Origin of the sequence: Pseudoalteromonas sp. AS84 (assembly GCF_038900255.1) — a bacterium.
In the GTDB taxonomy this organism is placed as follows: Bacteria; Pseudomonadota; Gammaproteobacteria; order Enterobacterales; family Alteromonadaceae; genus Pseudoalteromonas.
Window position 1 is genome coordinate 54,430 of sequence record NZ_JBBMQY010000004.1, and the last position, 18,138, is coordinate 72,567.

General features: G+C 39.7%; 18 protein-coding genes and 1 pseudogene. 9 read left to right on the plus strand and 10 right to left on the minus strand.

What is annotated here, in order from left to right; genetic code table 11:
• The first annotated feature begins 11 nt into the window (after window positions 1–11).
• Window positions 12–896, plus strand: a complete 885-nt coding sequence (gene corC, locus WNY79_RS05960) for a CNNM family magnesium/cobalt transport protein CorC (protein WP_007585597.1) — start codon at window positions 12–14, stop codon at window positions 894–896.
• A complete protein-coding gene (gene lnt, locus WNY79_RS05965; protein WP_342875377.1) occupies window positions 877–2,427 on the plus strand; it encodes an apolipoprotein N-acyltransferase in 1,551 nt (516 codons plus the stop codon). Before corC ends, lnt begins: the two co-directional genes overlap by 20 nt.
• A gap of 87 nt (window positions 2,428–2,514) precedes the next feature.
• Here lnt and WNY79_RS05970 read toward each other — a convergent pair.
• The 4 genes and pseudogenes from WNY79_RS05970 to WNY79_RS05985 form a co-directional block, all read right to left on the minus strand.
• Window positions 2,515–2,802 (minus strand): annotated as a pseudogene (locus tag WNY79_RS05970) (2OG-Fe(II) oxygenase).
• Window positions 2,803–2,898: 96 nt separating this feature from the next.
• Window positions 2,899–3,348: an ATPase gene (locus WNY79_RS05975; protein ID WP_342875378.1), complete on the minus strand. Its 450-nt coding sequence runs from the start codon at window positions 3,346–3,348 to the stop codon at window positions 2,899–2,901.
• An 87-nt stretch (window positions 3,349–3,435) separates the two neighbouring features.
• Window positions 3,436–4,284 (minus strand): alpha/beta hydrolase-fold protein, encoded by an 849-nt coding sequence (locus WNY79_RS05980; RefSeq protein WP_342875379.1) that lies wholly within the window; start codon window positions 4,282–4,284, stop codon window positions 3,436–3,438.
• Between the two features lie 29 nt (window positions 4,285–4,313).
• Entirely contained in the window at window positions 4,314–5,324 is a 1,011-nt protein-coding gene (locus WNY79_RS05985) for an RDD family protein (RefSeq protein ID WP_342875380.1), read from the minus strand.
• 223 nt (window positions 5,325–5,547) lie between these two features.
• On the opposite strand from WNY79_RS05985, the gene WNY79_RS05990 reads away from it, so the two are divergent.
• Together WNY79_RS05990 and WNY79_RS05995 are read left to right on the plus strand one after the other, a co-directional pair.
• Window positions 5,548–6,123 (plus strand): hypothetical protein, encoded by a 576-nt coding sequence (locus WNY79_RS05990; RefSeq protein WP_342875381.1) that lies wholly within the window; start codon window positions 5,548–5,550, stop codon window positions 6,121–6,123.
• A 17-nt stretch (window positions 6,124–6,140) separates the two neighbouring features.
• Window positions 6,141–6,689, plus strand: coding sequence for a hypothetical protein (locus WNY79_RS05995; RefSeq protein ID WP_342875382.1), 549 nt, complete (start codon window positions 6,141–6,143; stop codon window positions 6,687–6,689).
• A gap of 63 nt (window positions 6,690–6,752) precedes the next feature.
• On the opposite strand, the gene WNY79_RS06000 is transcribed toward WNY79_RS05995, so the two are convergent.
• Entirely contained in the window at window positions 6,753–7,841 is a 1,089-nt protein-coding gene (locus WNY79_RS06000; RefSeq protein WP_342875383.1) for an alkene reductase, read from the minus strand.
• 180 nt (window positions 7,842–8,021) lie between these two features.
• On the opposite strand from WNY79_RS06000, the gene WNY79_RS06005 reads away from it, so the two are divergent.
• Window positions 8,022–8,798, plus strand: coding sequence for a hypothetical protein (locus WNY79_RS06005; RefSeq protein ID WP_170072151.1), 777 nt, complete (start codon window positions 8,022–8,024; stop codon window positions 8,796–8,798).
• Window positions 8,799–8,865: 67 nt separating this feature from the next.
• Window positions 8,866–9,390 carry a CIA30 family protein gene (locus WNY79_RS06010; protein WP_342875384.1) on the plus strand — a complete coding sequence of 175 codons (525 nt, stop codon included), beginning with the start codon at window positions 8,866–8,868 and terminating at the stop codon, window positions 9,388–9,390.
• Window positions 9,391–9,411: 21 nt separating this feature from the next.
• Here WNY79_RS06010 and WNY79_RS06015 read toward each other — a convergent pair whose 3' ends face one another.
• From WNY79_RS06015 to WNY79_RS06035, 5 genes are all read right to left on the minus strand, one after another.
• Window positions 9,412–9,948, minus strand: coding sequence for a hypothetical protein (locus WNY79_RS06015; RefSeq protein WP_342875385.1), 537 nt, complete (start codon window positions 9,946–9,948; stop codon window positions 9,412–9,414).
• Window positions 9,949–10,093: 145 nt separating this feature from the next.
• Window positions 10,094–10,348, minus strand: a complete 255-nt coding sequence (locus WNY79_RS06020; RefSeq protein WP_076924816.1) for a hypothetical protein — start codon at window positions 10,346–10,348, stop codon at window positions 10,094–10,096.
• 27 nt (window positions 10,349–10,375) lie between these two features.
• The gene (locus tag WNY79_RS06025) at window positions 10,376–10,855 is read right to left on the minus strand and encodes an FKBP-type peptidyl-prolyl cis-trans isomerase (RefSeq protein WP_342875386.1); all 480 of its coding nucleotides are present in this window, start codon (window positions 10,853–10,855) and stop codon (window positions 10,376–10,378) included.
• A gap of 2 nt (window positions 10,856–10,857) precedes the next feature.
• The gene (locus WNY79_RS06030; RefSeq protein WP_342875387.1) at window positions 10,858–13,293 is read right to left on the minus strand and encodes an AAA family ATPase; all 2,436 of its coding nucleotides are present in this window, start codon (window positions 13,291–13,293) and stop codon (window positions 10,858–10,860) included.
• 77 nt (window positions 13,294–13,370) lie between these two features.
• Window positions 13,371–13,829, minus strand: coding sequence for a hypothetical protein (locus WNY79_RS06035; protein ID WP_024598225.1), 459 nt, complete (start codon window positions 13,827–13,829; stop codon window positions 13,371–13,373).
• Window positions 13,830–14,004: 175 nt separating this feature from the next.
• Here WNY79_RS06035 and leuS point away from each other — a divergent pair, with 175 nt between their 5' ends.
• The 3 genes from leuS to holA are packed head-to-tail and all read left to right on the plus strand — an operon-like array spanning window position 14,005 to window position 18,123.
• A complete protein-coding gene (gene leuS / locus WNY79_RS06040; RefSeq protein ID WP_342875388.1) occupies window positions 14,005–16,593 on the plus strand; it encodes a leucine--tRNA ligase in 2,589 nt (862 codons plus the stop codon).
• Window position 16,594: 1 nt separating this feature from the next.
• On the plus strand, window positions 16,595–17,086 hold the full coding sequence (gene lptE / locus WNY79_RS06045; RefSeq protein WP_010554703.1) for an LPS assembly lipoprotein LptE: 492 nt from the start codon (window positions 16,595–16,597) through the stop codon (window positions 17,084–17,086).
• The gene (gene holA, locus WNY79_RS06050) at window positions 17,086–18,123 is read left to right on the plus strand and encodes a DNA polymerase III subunit delta (RefSeq protein ID WP_342875389.1); all 1,038 of its coding nucleotides are present in this window, start codon (window positions 17,086–17,088) and stop codon (window positions 18,121–18,123) included. The genes lptE and holA overlap by 1 nt, the downstream gene beginning before the upstream one ends.
• Window positions 18,124–18,138: the final 15 nt, after the last annotated feature.

Sequence of the window (18,138 nt, forward strand, 5' to 3'; positions counted from 1 at the left end):
AATTAGACGCAATGAGCGACGGTAACTCGCAATCTAGCCAGGGTTCTTCTGGCAAAACGTGGTTGGGCAGAATAGCCCAAATGTTGCAAGGGGAACCCCAGAATAGAGAAGAGCTGGTCGAAGTTATTGCCGATGCGCAAGAACGAGACGTAATCGATCCTGAAACAAAAGAGATGATAGAAGGTGTGCTTGGCGTGTCTGAGCTTAAAGTGCGAGACATAATGGTTCCGCGCTCACAAATGATCACTCTTGAGATCGACAGCCCGCTTGAAGAGCTAATTCCAATGATGGTTGACTCAACTCACTCACGTTTTCCAGTGGTGATTGAAGACAAAGACCATGTAGAAGGTTTTTTACTCGCTAAAGATTTATTGCCACTGATCTTAAATAAAGACGAGCATTTACCATCAATACGCGATTATTTACGCCCAGCAATGGTAGTACCTGAGAGCAAACGTGTTGATACATTGCTAAACGAATTCCGTCAGCAACGCTACCATATGGCTGTTGTTATTGACGAATACGGCGGCGTATCGGGCTTAGTAACGATTGAAGATATTCTTGAAATAATTGTTGGCGAAATCGAAGATGAGCACGACGAAGAAGAAGAACATCAAGATATTCGTCGACTTGCTAAACATGTTCACGTAGTGCAAGCACTCACACCTGTAGATGACTTTAACGAGCATTTTAAAACAGGCTACAGCACAGACGAAGCCGATACTATTGGCGGAACTGTACTGCACGCATTTGGCCATATGCCAAGCCGTGGTGAAACGATTGACATAGAAGGTTACCAATTTAAAGTAACCAACGCCGATAATCGTCGTATTTTGCAACTGCAAGTCACCGTTCCTAAGGCTGATGATAACGACAGTGAAGAAACTGCTAACTAGACTTACCCTATTAGCAAAAGATAAAAAAGCATGGCTCGCACTCGTTGCGGGCCTTGTTTTAACTTTTGGCTATGCTCCCTTTGAAATTTGGCCCATCGTATTTGTTAGCCTTGGTGCCATAATTTTTTGCGTTAATCCCAATAATACCGGTAAAGCACACGCAAAAGCCGCCGCTAAATATGGCTTTATATTTGGCCTAGGCTGGTTTGGTGCAGGTATAAGCTGGGTACATGTTTCTATTGCCACCTTTGGCGGTATGCCGCTTATAGCGTCGCTCTCGTTAATGGCTTTTTTGTGCTCATACTTAGCGTTATTTCCCGCACTTGCCTTTTGGGCAACTACACGCTTTGCCACTGGTCCTAAAAGCTTTGGCGCATTACTAATTGCCTGCTTTGCAGTTAGTGAGTATTTACGTGGCACCGTACTTACCGGTTTCCCGTGGTTAAGTTTTGGCTACACGCAAACCGACGGACCTTTAAGGCTGCTTGCCCCTTATATTGGCGAGTTTGGCTTAACCCTCGTGTGTATCGCTATTGGCTTTGCACTGTATAGACTTACCCAAAAAGATTTTAAAACCTCGGCGGTTACGGCTACAACTGTTGCGCTTATTTTTACAGGTGCAAACACCACAGGCAGTATTCATTACACAGATAAAAACATGTCAGTATTACTCGTACAAGGCAACATACAGCAACATCTGCGCTTTGAGCCAAGCGAGTTTTGGACCACAATGAGCAAATACCAAGACATGACACGCCCACATTGGGATGCCGACTTAATAGTATGGCCCGAAGCCGCAGTGCCTGAAATAGAAATGCTTGCTGATTCCTATCTAGCCAATTTAGACAGTGCAGCCTCGTTTAATAAAACCGCCCTTGTAACCGGTATTGTTGACTATCAGCGAGACACCAAAAACATATTCAATACACTTATCGTGGTTGGTAATAAAGAACGCAGCGACGAGCATGGGCATTATCATTACCTTGATAAAAACCGCTATCAAAAACACCAGCTATTACCTATTGGCGAATTTGTGCCGTTTCAAGATTTTTTGCGCCCTATTGCCCCATTATTCGATTTACCTATGTCATCGTTTACCCGTGGCGACAAAGTGCAAAACAACTTACGGGCCAATGGCTATAACTTACTCCCTGCTATTTGCTACGAAATTGTTTTTTCCGACTTAGTGCGCGGTAATTACAAAAGCGATTCCGACCTACTCTTTACGGTAAGTAACGATGCCTGGTTTGGCGACTCCATTGGGCCTTTGCAACATATGCAAATAGCCCGTATGCGCGCGCTCGAACTACAACGCCCTCTAGTGCGTGTTACTAACAATGGTGTAAGCGCCGTATACGACCCTATAAGCCACGCACAACAAACCATGCCACAGTTTGAAGCTACAACATTGAAAGCTAACATTAAGCTCATAAAAGGCGACAGCGTGTACAGCCAATATGGAAATATGTTTGTGTGGGGATTTGTGTTGTTGATGGGGGTTGTTGGATTTGGGGTTAGGTTGAGAAAGTGAATTAAAATTAATAGCTGTCGGTGGACAGCTATTTAAAAAAGGTGTTTATTGTTGGGTTTCGCTTCGCTCTACCCAACCTACGCAAATTTACTTTTTAATCCAGCCTATGCTAAAAATATAACGGGCTTTGTTCTATTTTTAATACTTGGTGTTGCTCAATATCAGGTCTAAAACGTTAAACTCGACTGTAATTTATAATTGGGTTTTCACAAATAAACTCACCACCTTTAACGGCATACCTCAATACAATATTGAGATTGAGCCTAAAATGCCGACCGACTTTAACTTTATCGGTATACGACTTTATTTCACTTACTTGGGGGAGTTTAATTAAGTATCAAATTTAAATGGGGTTAACATACAGCATAGTAACATTTTATCGTAACCCGACTATTGGAGTCCTCAATAACTTTTTAGCCATAAATACTCGTTATGCTTTTTGCTTTCTATAGGGGTAGTTTACAACAACTATCAAAACCACTTAAACTTTAGCTTTGCTGAGTGTACTCTGCTCACCTGTGGCCTCAGTAGATTACAATGAATATCAATATAGCTACTTTTATTTGGTTCTATAAAAATGTCATCGCTTTTACCTAAACAATTACCAACAAACTTTCCGTTTTCATCAAATGTAGATGCTATAACACCACCTGCATATATGCTTTCATTGGTGATATTTTTTAACTCGGCAGTTATTCTTACTCGCCCATTTTCTTTAAAAATATCAGAAAGGGTAAGTTTATAATCACTATTTAAGTCGTCGGTACCCTCCAATGCTTTATTTGATACCTGCTCTTTAAATCCACTATCAACTTCTGCGGCTATTGTTAGCGCGTACACACTGATACCACCGAGTGTTGCTATTACAAACCCTATCCCCCAAAAAAAGCCCTTTATAGCCTCATTAAAATTATTACTCATTTAATTCCCTTTTAATTTTTCACTACTAAATTTCGTTAACGATATACCCAACCCCCCCTTTCACTAATCTAGTATATAAATTAAAACTTATTTTTGTAATAAGCTTTTTAAACCATAGTACCAACTAAGCGCTGCCACCGTGCCATGAGTTTCTTCTTCAAAGTAACGTTGATTTATATATAAACTGTTACTCGGGTGCGCTTTTAGTTTTTTAGCAAGCTCTAAGCCCCATTTATAATTAGCCTCTCCAATTTCACCAAAAGCTGCATTATTAGCAAAAGTAAAATATACATTGCCTTTAAGCTGCTTGTTTATAAGTTGTTGTTCGTCAAAATAACGATTGAGATAATTATTATCCCAAAGGTAGGTTGCATCAATAATTAAGTAATCAGTAAATAAAGAGTGATTGGTAAGTAAAACATAACTTGCGAACAAGCCGCCGAAAGATTCCCCAATTAATACCCGCTTATTTGATGTACGGTAATTTTTATTAATGAAGGAAATAAGTTCTTTTTCAAAAAAAGCGGTGTAGTTTGCGGCATTGCCAATGTTTTCAAATTTTTCGAGTAGCTTGCCGTTAAAAGTCCAATCGACATTGGTAGGGGTAAAGTCGCGCTCTCTTATCGCATTTTTACTGTTAGGAACAGCGACAATAATTGCTTGTTGAATTTGTTTTTCTAGCCGCTCAGTACTGAGTGCTTCAACAAGCCCCGCTAAGGCTTTTAAATGGGTTGTGTCGCCATCAAGCAAGTAAATAACAGGATATACTCGTTCGAGGTTTTGCTTGTAGCTTGGCGGTAAATAAACACTATAACTGCGCTGCTCACCTAAGATAATAGACTTAAGCTGATGTGTTTTTGCTAACACAATATTTTCTGACGCATACGAAGCTGTAATAAAATACAGATAACTAAACGCCATTAATAAAGCTTTCATAACCATCCTTGTAATTAATAAGAGCAAACTTAACTTTTTACAGTACCTTCTACCGTTTCAACGTTTACAACTTGATTCAAGTTACCTTTAATAACCACAGTGGCTGATATTTTATCTTGAATTGCTTGCCTGTTTGGGTCCCAATATATCTGCAGAAACCCCAATAACCCGGTAGCAAAACCTGCACCGTAGCCGCCGTAGCGACCAAAACAGTCTAATAAACCTAATGGCTCACCGCTTAGGGCGACAACACGGATATTACAAACCTTTTTACCCGGTGTTTGGCCGCGCCAAAGCAACGAGAACAACGTAAAGTAAACAGCAGCCCAACCAAAACCTAAGCCTAAGTCTTGAATAATGCCTTTGCTCCACTGCAAAATACTATTTGTGGTTGTTTGTGTAGGTTTTTCTTCTATTAACTGTGCAGGCTTTATTTCGTTATTTTCACTGAGTGCTAATAGTTGTAAAAGTACGGTAGCAAGTTGTGGGTTTTGTAGGTCATCCATTTCTGCTAATTTGGGAACTTCCCCTATTAAATTATCAAGTGCGTTTTGTTGGCAAGGTTGATCACAGCTGTCATCGGCTGTTTGCGCTAAATAAGTATTTACGCGTTGTTTTTCTGTGGCGGTAAGCTGAATTTCATCTTGTATTTTTACGCCCTGAACAGCCAAACCTTGATCAGCGTTATCGTCTTCTAGGTAATCTATGCCAATTGAAAGCATAGTAAGTGCGCTTACAAATAAAATACTTGCTGCCGTTACTTTTAAGATTCTTCGCCACACACTCGACATTTTTGGGAGGTATTGCTGAGCCGTACCTTTATAAAAAGCCATTGCAGCGACAAATGCTATTAAAGCCGCGCTGAGCTTGGCTGCTAAAAATATCAGTGCAACATCAATAATAATCGCTAATGCACGCCTACTAGGTGTAGCCAAAGGCAAGCCTAGTAAAGCACTGTCAATTTTAAAGGCGTAGGGTGTAATAACTTCTCGGGTTTCAGAATTTGATAATTCTAATTGTTCTATCTCTTTGGCTTTCATTTATTTTCTTGTTATTAAAATAGGTAACCCGGTTAACTTACGCGTTTTTTATTTTTTGCTCAAGATTAACTCTGCTTTATTTTGAAGAAAATCGACCTCACAAATACTAAAAGTTACAACCGTTTACAAATATAAAGTTAACATAATTTACAAAAGTAACTATTGAACATATATTGATGCTGAAACTGCTTTCACACTAAAAATTAAATATATGGAGTATATTTTGAAGTTATTAACTAACATGTTTTTCTTGTTTTCGGTCCTTATTTTGAGTGGCTGTGCTCACCAGATAAGTTTAAATCCAGACACTGAAAAACTTCAGGTTACAGAAAATAAATCAGCATCAGTTGTAGGTTATTATATTTCTGAAGATGATATAAAAAAACAAGTAAAAACACCTGGCGGTGGTGGCGATAATGTTAGTTACAAACCTTATAAAGACACAGAAGCAGCGCTGTATACTGTGCTTTCTAATAAATTTGAAAACGTCTATAAGCTTGAATCATTAACTGATAGTACATTTTTAAAAGATAAGAAAATTGAGTATGTATTCATACCGACAATAACCACGCAATCTAGCTCAGATAGCTTATTCACATGGCCTCCTACAGAATTTACCTTCACGCTAAACTGTAAAACTTTAAATAATAATGGTGATATAGCATGGAATAGTGAAGTTAAAGGTTTTGGCAACGCTGAATTTGATGAGTTTAAAAATGATTTTTCTTTATCTGCAAAACGTGCAACGGAAGAAGCATTTAACAAACTAGTTGTAGAACTTGATCAATCAAATTTATAAATAAGGACAGAAATAAAATGAAGTATAAAAGTTCACTAGGTTTAATCGCGGCTTTATTTTTAAGTGCATGTACCATTCAAGTTCCACCTTATAGTGCAGATATCAGCAACGTTTCTAAACTAAAAGAAGAGTCTAATACACCCGTCTCAGTCGGAACAATTGAATCTGAAAAAAAATTAAATAAGATATCACTTCGAGGCTCTCCTCTTGTTTCATCTGTAGGCAACAGTTATGGAGCATATATTGAGAGCGCTTTAATACAAGAATTAAAACTGGCTAAACTTTGGTCTGGCGTTGCTAAAAAGCAAGTGACTGGCAAGGTTATTGATCAAGATATTGATGTAACAGGGTTCTCAGAGGGGAATTCATTTATAAAAGTAAATTTTGTTGTTTCAGAAGACGATGCAATTTTATTTGAGAAAGTAATTTCAGCTGAACATAATTTCGACTCTTCATTTATTGGAGCAATTGCAATCCCAAATGGTCAACGAAGCTATGTAGAGCTTGTTCAAAAATTACTTAAGAACTTGTATTCTGACGAAGAGTTTATTACTGCAATTCAGTAAGTACTCTCTGTGCAATTAAAACAAATAAGGAGCTGTATGTTACAGCTCCTTATTTATATAAATTTAATTTGTAACTGGATAATCGGTATAGCCTTGCTCTGCACCACCAAACAAAGTGTCGGGGTTGTGGCTGTTAATAGGCTTGCCTTGCTTTAAGCGTGCTGGTAAGTCTGGGTTTGATACAAATGGGCGACCAAAGCCAATCATGTCGGCCCAACCTTCGCTAAGTGCTTTGTCTGCACGTTCTTTGGTGTACTTGCCTGCGTAAATTAATACACCGTTGTAGGCTTTACGAATGGCGTGTTTAAACTCAACACTCATTAAAGGTGCATCATCCCAATCTGCTTCAGCTATATGCATGTAACCTACGCTAGCTTTATTTAATGCCTCAGAAACCGCTAAATAAGTTTCCTCAGGGTTTTCGTCTACTGTGCCATTAAGGGTTGTTAACGGGGCTAGTCTTACGCCTACCTTGCTGCTATCAATTTCGTCGCTAACAGCATTTACGACTTCAATTAAAAAGCGTATACGGTTTTGCACGCTGCCACCATATTCATCGGTGCGAGCATTTGACTCTGAGTCTAAAAATTGGTTAATAAGGTAACCATTTGCAGCATGAAGCTCTATGCCATCAAATCCTGCATTAACTGCATTTTTAGCAGCTTGACGAAATTCGCCTATGACTTGCGTAATATCTTGTTTGCTCATCTCGCGTGGTAACTGAGTATCTACAAAACCCGGTGTGCCGTTTGTATCTACAAATACTTTTACGTCTTTTGCAGCAATGGCCGAGGCTGAAATAGGCTGCACGCCACCGGTGTTGTCACTGTGAGTTACACGACCAACATGCCAAAGCTGAGCAAACATCACGCCACCAGCGCTATGTACTGCACTTGTTACTTTACTCCAGCCTGCAACTTGCTCATTTGAATAAATACCCGGAGTCCAAGCGTAACCTTTACCAAGCTCACTAATTTGCGTGCCTTCGCTTACAATTAGCCCGGCACTTGCGCGCTGTGCGTAATATGCTGCCATTAAGTCGTTAGCTATATCGCCAGGCTGTGTTGAACGCGAGCGGGTCATTGGGGGCATAACAATACGGTTTTTTAATGTTTTACCTGCAAGTTCTATTGGTTCAAAAAGTAATGTCATAATGCCTCCTAAGTTTGATTGCGTTCATAATAACGTAACCAAGCACCTGCAAAAACAACAGAAACTGCAAAATAGTTTTGCTGTATCTGCAATAAAGCCACAAAGTAAAACACATTAACTTTAGGTGAACTAAATGTATTTTATTGACTCATAACAGCACTATTATGTTGAGGGTTTGATGTGAATAAAGGGAATGCATGGCCGTGGGTTATCTCGTTTTGTATACACGCTATTGTGTTGTACTTTTTGTTTTCGCAATCTATTAAAGTTGCGCCGCCAAAGGAAAAGGAAAGCGCAATAATACAGGCCTATGTTACAGTTAATTTAGCTAGCCTACCTAGGCCAAGCCCAGTTGTTACAACAACCAATGCGCCCGATATAAAACCTGTAAATACTAAAACAGATGCACCGAATGCAGTGACCTCTAACACTACACCTATAAAAAAAGATTCTACAAAAGCCAAAGTAAAGGTGACTAAAAAAATAAAAGCCAAAACCACCACGTTACAAAAGGCACAAACAGAGCTTAAAAATGACTCTGTTAAACCTACTGAACCCCAGTCAGCTGCGCCTTCAGAGCCTCCAACAAAAGCTTCTCAAACATTTAAAAAGCTAAATCCATATGCGCCGCTATTTGGCTCACCTGTAAATAATATGACTCATAAAAAAATGGTCTCCTTTGGTGAAGACAATGGCTCTGCAAGTGATGAGATAAACAATAAGCCGACTATTAAAACGCCAGTAAAATCTGACAACTCAGAAGTTATTAGCCAAAATACAACAGGCACACGACGGTTAGAAAAATTTAACGGTAAATGCTATTTAATTGATACTTCAACCGTATTTGGTAGTAATGGCATGCCTCAAGGTAGCGGTAAACCCTGTCCTGAGGATAAAACTGATAAAGAAATTATGTTTGAAAAAATCATGAAAAAATGGAGCCGTAAAAATAATTAGCTTTAAATAAGTGAACAAATAATATGTTTATTCGTATTGATAAGCTTAAAGTATTTAGGAGTAAGCCATGATCACCAAACAACTATCATCACTTTTTGTATTTAATTTATTAGTTGTAAGTGCACAAGCGAATGCAAACCAGCGCTGGTACGTTGTTAACGACTCAGTAATGGGTGGGGTATCAAATAGCCAAGTAAACCAAACTGCTAAAAGTTTAATATTTGAAGGGAATATATCGCTTGAAAACAACGGTGGTTTTGCATCAATACGTACAGAGCTAAATACACAAAGCCAAAATACTAAAGCTATAGCGGTGCGTGTTAAAGGCGATGGACAAACCTATCAGCTTAGGCTCAGAACTACCAATTACCTCGATGGCGCAGCGTACACCCACTCATTTAAAACAGTAAAAAATGAATGGGTAGATATAAACTTTGCTCCGAGTGATTTTATTTTAACGTATCGCGGTCGCGTGCTTGAGCAGCAGGTTATTATTGATCTTGACGATATAAAACAGCTAGGCTTTATGATTGCAGGCAAACAAGAAGGTAAGTTTAAACTTGAAGTGGGTAAAATTGAGTTTAAAAGCTAACCCACCAGCATGTTGGTGGCGCTAAATAGTATAGTCGTCGCCTCGCCTTTTCATTTCACTAATAACCAGCTCAACCATTTGTTGTTTTATTGCTGCTTGTTCTGACTTTAGCTCACCTAATTGCAGCTCAAGCCTATCGATTTGATCTTGCTGTTGCGTGTTTTTATATTTTTTTGCACCTAGGTGCACTGCATCTAAAGTTAAATTGGCATCACTTTCATTTATCTCATTGGCGCTACTATCTATGGTTAAACTACGTTGAACTGGGCTTTGTTTAAGTTTGTTAATTTGTTCTTGCAGCGCAATAACTCGCCCAGTGAAGTGCTTGTATACTTTTTCGAGGTTTTTATATTGATTGCTAAACGTAGCGTTATCTTCACTGTATTCTTGCGCTTTGGTATCTAGAAACTTTGATAACACATATTTTGGCTCTTCCTCATTTTCTTCCTCGCTCTTTTCTTCACTCGCTTTTTCAACAGCTAGTTTATCTGATTGCGCTAAAGGTTGAGTATTTGAGCTGTGTACTTGGTATGGAATGGGAGCCGCTGAAACCTTCATTATTTTGTCCCTAAAATAGTTTACCTTTTTTATAGGTATCGACCTCGTATTAAAATCCTTGAGTAAATTTTATTGTTAGCTAAAAGCAAAAAGCCCCACTTTATTAAAGTAGGGCTTATACCAATTTATTAAACTAACTCGTTGCTTACTTAGTGCTTTGGTTATCTTGTGAGAGCGCAATAAGTGCAAGTGCCGCATTTAGGCGGGTATTTAAATTATTATAAATAGTCATGCCAAACACACCAATAATACAAACCATTAAACCCATTTGTAGGTTAACGCTCATCTCTAGTAAAAAAACAGCTGCAACGAGTAAGCACAGCGCTAATGCATAAATAATAGATTGAAAGGTAAAGTTAATATCACCCTTGGCTATTTTAAGTAATTCGTCTTTATTCATAACTTACTTCCTTGTTATTTAATTTAATCACTCAGACTCAATTGCCAGTAACTCTACTTCAAAAATAAGTACTGAGGCAGGAGGAATACTCCCTACACGCTTTTCGCCGTACGCTAATTGGTGCGGTACATATAACGTGTATTTATCGCCCGGGCTCATAAGTTGTAAACCCTCAGTCCAGCCTTTAATAACTTGATGTAAACCAAAGCTAATCGGTGTTTTACGCTCTACTGAGCTGTCAAACACAGTACCGTCGATTAGTGTGCCGTGGTAATGCACGTTAACTATACTTGTTAGGCTCGGTGTGTTCTCACTCTTACCTTTTTGCACTATTTTGTACTGCAAGCCAGAAGTCGTTTCTACTACGCCCTCTACCTTTGCGTTAGCGGCTAAATAGTCTGCACCTATTTGTGCATTTATGCCTGCTTGTTGTTTTGCTTTTTTACTATTTTGAAATATTAAAAAACAAAAAATGGCGATAACTACCGCCAAAATTATATTAATCATCATTAACCTTTTTCGTTGTCTAGCTTTTCATTATCTGGCTCTTCGTCTTTTTCGTCATCATCGCCATTTACTATGTCGGCAATCTCTTTAAGACGAGCAAGCGCAATACCGTTTACTGAGTTTTCTGGATACTGGTCATCAATAATATCGCCAGCTTCTATATCCATTAATAAGTTAAGCGCTTGGTCTACGGTTTCAACTGCGTAAATATTAAATTTACCCGCATCAACCGCATTAAGTATTTCATCATCAAGCACTAAGTTAACTTGGTTTGATTTAGGAATGATAACGCCTTGCGAACCTGTTAAACCACGCATTTTACACAGTTTAAAAAAGCCTTCTATTTTTTCGTTTACGCCGCCAATGGCTTGTACATCACCATGTTGGTTAATAGAGCCTGTAAGCGCAATTGATTGGCTAATAGGTAGGCTTGTAATAGACGAAATAAGCGCACACAACTCTGCTAAAGATGCGCTATCACCATCTATGTAGCCATAGCTTTGCTCAATAGCAATATTAGCGCTAAGCGTTAAACTAAAGTGCTGCGCGTATTTATTTCCTAAATAACCGGTAAGCAACATAACGCCTTTTGAGTGAATTGCTTTACCAAGCTCAGCTTCGCGTTCAACATCTATTACGCCATCGGCGCCCGCATAAACCGTTGCGGTAATACGTGCAGGTGTACCAAACGAGGTATCGCCAATGTGCAGTACCGTTAGGCCATTCACTTTGCCAATGGCTTGACCGCTAGTAGCAATAAGTGTGTGGCCTTCTTTTATATCACTGAGCATATTTTCGCTAATTTGGCCGGTACGGTATTGCTTGCCTTCAATGGCTTCGTCAATATGGTGCGCGTCAATAACGGTTAATTTATCTTGTTTTGCGTAGTAACTCGCTTCTGCAATAAGTTCAAGCACATCAGCAAAACGCGCTGATAATTTATTTTGATGCTCAGCTTGGCGGTAACTAAATTTAAGTAAACGCACCATAGCAGCCTGCGTTGCAGTGCACTTTAATGTTTGCTCGCAATACTCGGTTACTTTAGTAATAAACTGATATTGCAATTTATCGCTACTTGGCAAGTAGTAATCAAAGTCGGCCAATACTCTAAATAGCTCTGCAAATTCTTCGTCATATTCACCTATGGTGTAGTACAACTCACGCGAACCTAATAAAATAATTTTAACATCAAGCGGTATAAGCTGCGGGCGAAGTGTAAAGCTAGTGCCTACTGTGCTGTCTTGATACGGTAAGTCGTTTTTAATTTGATGTGTTTTTAACGCGAGTTTTAAACCATCCCATACTTGTGGGTTTGCCATGATTTTTTCAGCGTCCATAATTAAATAACCGCCATTAGCACGGTGCAATGCACCGGCCTGAATTGAGCGATAACAGGTAATTAAAGAGCCTTGCGAAGTTGAGTACTCAATTTTGCCAAATATATTGCCAAATGTTGGGTTAGGCTCGTACACAACCGGTGCTGCGTCGTCCTCTTTAAACTCAACTAAAATATTAGGTGCAAAAAAGTCGGTTAGCATGCCTTTGCGATCAAAGTCTTCTTTGCTTTCTTCACTTTCATCTTCGTCATCGAGCCATTCAAGTACCGCGTCTATAATTTCAACGCGTATATCTTTTAAATAACGCAGTACGCCAATGTGAGTTGCGTATTTATGTTCTAAGTCTTTTAAAAGTGGTTTAGTGGCTTGCTCTGCAGTCGATTTTTTAAGATTGCGTTGTTTTTCTTTTGATTCGCGTTTCCAACGTGGTAGCTCTATTAACGCTTCTATTAGTGCATCTTCGAGTTTTTCTATTTTTTCAAAAAACTCTTCACGCAACGTTTCTTCAAGTTCGCCAAATTCACTGTCGCTTAACTGTTTACCATCAACAAGTGGTGCAAACCCTACAGAATTTTTTTCTTCGACTAACGCAACGCTTTGTTCAAGTGCGGCAATTTCTACTGCGGTAATAGCACTATCGTAGGCATCGTTAAACTCACGATCGATTGATTTTTTCTTACGCTGATACGCTGGGTTATCAAATGCCGCAGGAAAGGTGTCGAGTACTTCATCTAAAAATGAATCTATATCGTCACTAAGTTGCTTACTTTGGCCCGGTTGCATAAACAGCGCAATAGGTTCTCTGTGGTCATCGTAATTATTTACGTATAACCATTCGTTTGGCGTTGAGCGGTCTTTTGCGTGTTGTTTAAGTTTGTCTTTAACAAGCGTAAAGCGCCCGTGAGCGGCCTCGCCCATTACATAAACGTTGTAACCCGGCAGTTCCATCCCTAATGAAAAGTCTAAAGCACTTTGGGCGCGTTGTTGCCCTATAAACGTAAGTTGCTCTGGGTATGGATTGCTCATACACGTGTTTACGTGATTAGTAGAAATACTCGGTGCGAGCTTTGAAACAGATAGTGGCAGCAATTTTTTCGTCATTCTAACTTCTTTTTTTACCAGCATATTCGCTGGCCTTTGGGCGTATTAAGTGGCCCGCAGCCACTTAATACTTATATTTAAGGGTGCAGTGCCTTACGACTAAAATAGATTCCATCACATTCAATACACGGTGTAATTTGTGTAGCGTGATAAACATCGTAACTATGGGTGCAATTCTTACATACTAATGTGCCCATGGCTATCCATTCGCCTGCGTGATACACACCATTGTGCTTAAAATCTTGGCTAAGAGATTGCCACTCAAGTTGAGTTTTATCTTCTATGTGCGAAAGTTCAAACCAAAGAGACTCTTTAAGCTCTTGCCATGCAAGCGAATTATAGTGTGATTCGTTTTCTTGGACATGTTCTATATCGCGCTGTAAGTAACTTTTGTATAACCCGTACTTTTCTTGTCCTAAATCTTTAAGTGCCTGCTCAGATTCAACAAACCGAGTAACTGTATCTTTTACTTCGTGATCTTTTACATCTTTTAGCCAGTTGGTTAAATCGCTGAGCCATGCTTTATAATCTGCCATTTTATACTCCTTCAAAATTGCTGTTAAATCACCCTATAACTTAGATAAGTATAGGTTAACCTGAACTGAAGGTTATAATTTATCAAAACCGCGTTTTTGACGCTGTGAATAGCACTTTATTTGGGGTATCCTAATGGCAATTTTTTATTAGTTTGCAAGAAGTCTGGAACCATAGATGCAAGAGCAATATAACCCGCAAGATATAGAGTCAAAAGTACAAAGCTACTGGGAAGAAAACCAGGTATTTAAAGTCACTGAAGATGAGAGCAAAGAAAAGTATTACTGCCTTTCTATGTTCCCTTATCCGAGTGGTCGACTGCATATGGGTCATGTGCGTAACTACACCATTGGTGATGTTGTTTCTCGTTTCCAGCGCCTGCAAGGCAAAAACGTAATGCAACCTATGGGTTGGGATGCGTTTGGTTTACCTGCAGAAAACGCTGCTATTAAAAACAAAACAGCACCAGCTAAGTGGACATACGAAAATATTGATTACATGCGTACCCAACTTAAGCAATTAGGTTTTGGTTATGACTGGGATCGCGAAATTGCGACATGTCATCCAGAATACTACAAGTGGGAGCAGTGGTTTTTCACTAAGCTTTACGAAAAAGGCCTAGTGTATAAAAAAATGTCGACAGTTAACTGGGATCCAGTGGATCAAACCGTATTAGCTAACGAGCAAGTTATTGACGGTCGCGGTTGGCGTTCAGGCGCTGTGGTTGAGCAAAAAGAAATTCCACAGTGGTTTATTAAAATAACCGACTACGCACAAGAGCTACTTGACGATTTAGACAAGTTAGAAGATTGGCCAGAGCAAGTTAAAACAATGCAGCGCAACTGGATTGGCCGCTCTGAAGGGTGTGATATTGAATTTAAACGCACCGATAACGACGAAACATTTAGCGTATACACAACACGTCCAGATACCTTTATGGGTGTTACGTATGTTGCTGTTGCCGGTGGTCACCCTATTGCGCAAGAAGCCGCTAAAAATAGCGATGCTATTGCAATGTTTGTTGAAGAATGCAAAAACACCAAAGTTGCCGAAGCAGACATGGCAACAATGGAGAAAAAAGGCATTGCAACAGGCTTTTACGCCACTCACCCATTAACGGGCGAGCAAGTACCAATTTGGGTTGCTAACTTCGTATTAATGCATTACGGCTCAGGCGCAGTAATGGCAGTACCTGCACACGACCAACGCGACTTTGAATTTGCAACAGCGTACGGCTTAGATATAAAACAAGTCATTGCGCCTGCTGAAGGTTCAGATCTTGAAGTAAACCTAAAAGAATCAGCATTTACCGATAAAGGCGTACTTGTAAACTCGGGTGAATTTAACGGCCTAGATTTTGAAGCTGGTTTTAAAGCGATTGCCGATAAATTAGAAGCACTAGGCGTTGGTGAGCGTAAAGTAAACTTCCGCCTGCGTGACTGGGGTGTGAGCCGTCAGCGCTATTGGGGTTCTCCAATTCCAATGCTTAGCGATGAAGATGGTAAAGAACTTGCCGCAACAGAAAATATGCTACCAGTTCGCTTACCAGAAGATGTGGTAATGAACGGTGTAACGTCACCACTTAAAGCAGACCCAGAGTGGGCTAAAACAACAGTAAATGGCGCACCTGCGTTTCACGAGACTGATACGTTTGACACCTTTATGGAATCGTCTTGGTATTACGCACGCTACTGTAGCCCTCGCTACGACGAAGGCATGCTAGACCCCGCTGCTGCTAACTATTGGTTACCAGTAAACCAATACATTGGTGGTATTGAGCACGCTATTTTACATTTATTGTACTCGCGCTTTTTCCATAAATTATTACGTGACTTTGGTCTAGTAAACTCAGACGAGCCATTTGACCGCTTACTTTGTCAAGGTATGGTACTTGCTGAAACATTTTATCGTAAAGATGAAAAAGGCGGCGACATTTGGATTTCGCCAAGCGATGTAAACACCGAAACCGACGATAAAGGCCGCGTAACTAAAGCATGGCATAAGGAAGACGGCGAGCCGGTATTCTCATCAGGCATGAGCAAAATGTCTAAGTCTAAAAACAATGGTATAGACCCACAACATGTAATTGCCCAGTATGGTGCAGATACAGTGCGTTTATTCATGATGTTTACAGCACCACCAGAGCAAACGCTTGAATGGTCAGACTCGGGTGTTGAAGGCGCGCATCGTTTCTTAAAACGTGTATGGAAATACGCGGTAGACGTTAAAACAGTAGGTTACCAAGCACTTGATAAATCAACGCTAACTAACCCGCAAAAAGTACTACGTCGCGACTTACACAAAGCCATTGCTAAAGTGACTGATGATGTTGAACGTCGTCAAACCTTTAACACAGCTATTGCAGCTATTATGGAGCTTTCTAATAAGTTATTAAAAGCACCACTGAGCGACAAACAAGATGTAGCGATTGCTAACGAAGCACTTGAAGCATTAATTATTATGCTTGCACCTATTACTCCGCATTTATCGCATGAGCTTTGGAAAGAGCTTGGTAAAGAAGGTGAAATTTTAGATGCGCCATGGCCAAAAGTTGACGAGTCAGCGCTTGTTGAAGATGAAAAATTAATCATCGTGCAAGTAAACGGCAAGCTTCGCGCTAAGTTAACAGTGGCAGCTGATGCAACTCAAGAGCAAGTAGAAGCCCTTGCGTTTGCAGAATCTAACGTCACTAAATTTACTGATGGCTCAACCATTCGTAAAATCATTTACGTACCAGGCAAGCTACTTAACGTGGTAGCTAACTAATATGGCTGCATTTAACGCCATTAAAAATGGACTAGCCTTAGTGCTAGTCTGTTTTTTGTTATCAAGCTGTGGTTTTCATTTAAAAAAAGCCTCTAGCCTGCCTGATAACTTAAAACAGCTAACACTTGTAGGCGATGACGAAAAATCGACTTTATTCACTGAGCTTAAAAAAGAGCTTAAAGCGAGTAACGTAGAGTTAGTATCGTCAGCTAAAGATAAAGCCCAATTGTATTTACGCAAAGAAAGCATTGAACGCCAAACACTTTCGCTGTTTCAAAACGGCCAAGTTGCTGAATACGAGCTCGCTTATGGCGTATCGTATGTAGTTAAACGCCCAGGTGAAAAAGCGATAGAAAAACGTTTTGAGCTTTATCGTAATTACCAAGACGATCCGGATCATGCATTAGCAAAAGCAAAAGAGCTTGAGCTACTTATTAGCGAAATTCGTGAGCAAGCTAGTCGTCGTATTGTTAGAGAGCTGTCGCAACTATAATGCGCTGCTACGCTAATCAACTACCGAGCGAATTAAATAAAGGGCTAAAGCCCTTTTATTTAGTATTTGGAGAAGAGCCTTTTCAAGAAGCACAGTGCGTACAACAAATTCGCGACAGTGCTAAGCAACAAGGTTTTGATGAAGTAATTAAGTTTACTTTAATGCAAGGATTCGATTGGCAAGAAATCATAGCCCAGTACCAAAGTATGTCGTTGTTTAGCGCGCGCACTATTATTGAGCTTGATTTAAACCAACAAAAGCCAGGCGTTATTGGCAGCAATACCTTTAAAAAAGTGGTTGAACTCGTTAACCCCGATACTATTTTAATTGTTAAAGGCGCTAAACCTAGCCAAGAAGTACAACGTGGAGCATGGTTTAAAGCCCTTGATAAGCAAGGCGTATTTGTTCCTTGTTACCCGCTTACAGGCACGCATGTAAAACGATGGCTTGACGATCAATGCCAACGTTTATCGCTTAATGTACAAAACGACGCCAAGGTAAGCTTAATTAATGCCACTGAAGGCAACTTATTAGCGTGTTTCCAGGAGCTTGAAAAGCTCTCGCTACTGCACGGCAATGCATTAATTACTCAGCAATTAGTAATGCAAGGTCTGTTAAATCAAGCTAAATTTGATATTTTTGATTTAAGTGATGCACTGTTAAATGGCCACGCCAAACAAGCTATAAAAGTATTAAATAAACTTGCCAGCGATAACACTGAAGTCGTGAGCATATTGTGGGCTATAACTAAAGAGCTTAATACACTAATAAGTGTGCAACTTGGTTTATTAAATGGCGAACCTATCGCTAATTTATTTAAACAAAAAGCAATTTGGAAAAACCAACAAGGTCCAGTTCAAAACGCAATTAACCGTTTAAATATGCACACGCTTGAGCAAATAAACAGTGATGTAGCGTTATTTGATGCCAGTTACAAGCAAGGTAATTTAATTGCACCTTACCAAGCGCTTGCTCATATTTGTATTAAGTTTTGCCAGCCGCTCAACATTCCTATGCCGTGCCACGCGGTTAATTAATAAATAACTAATGGG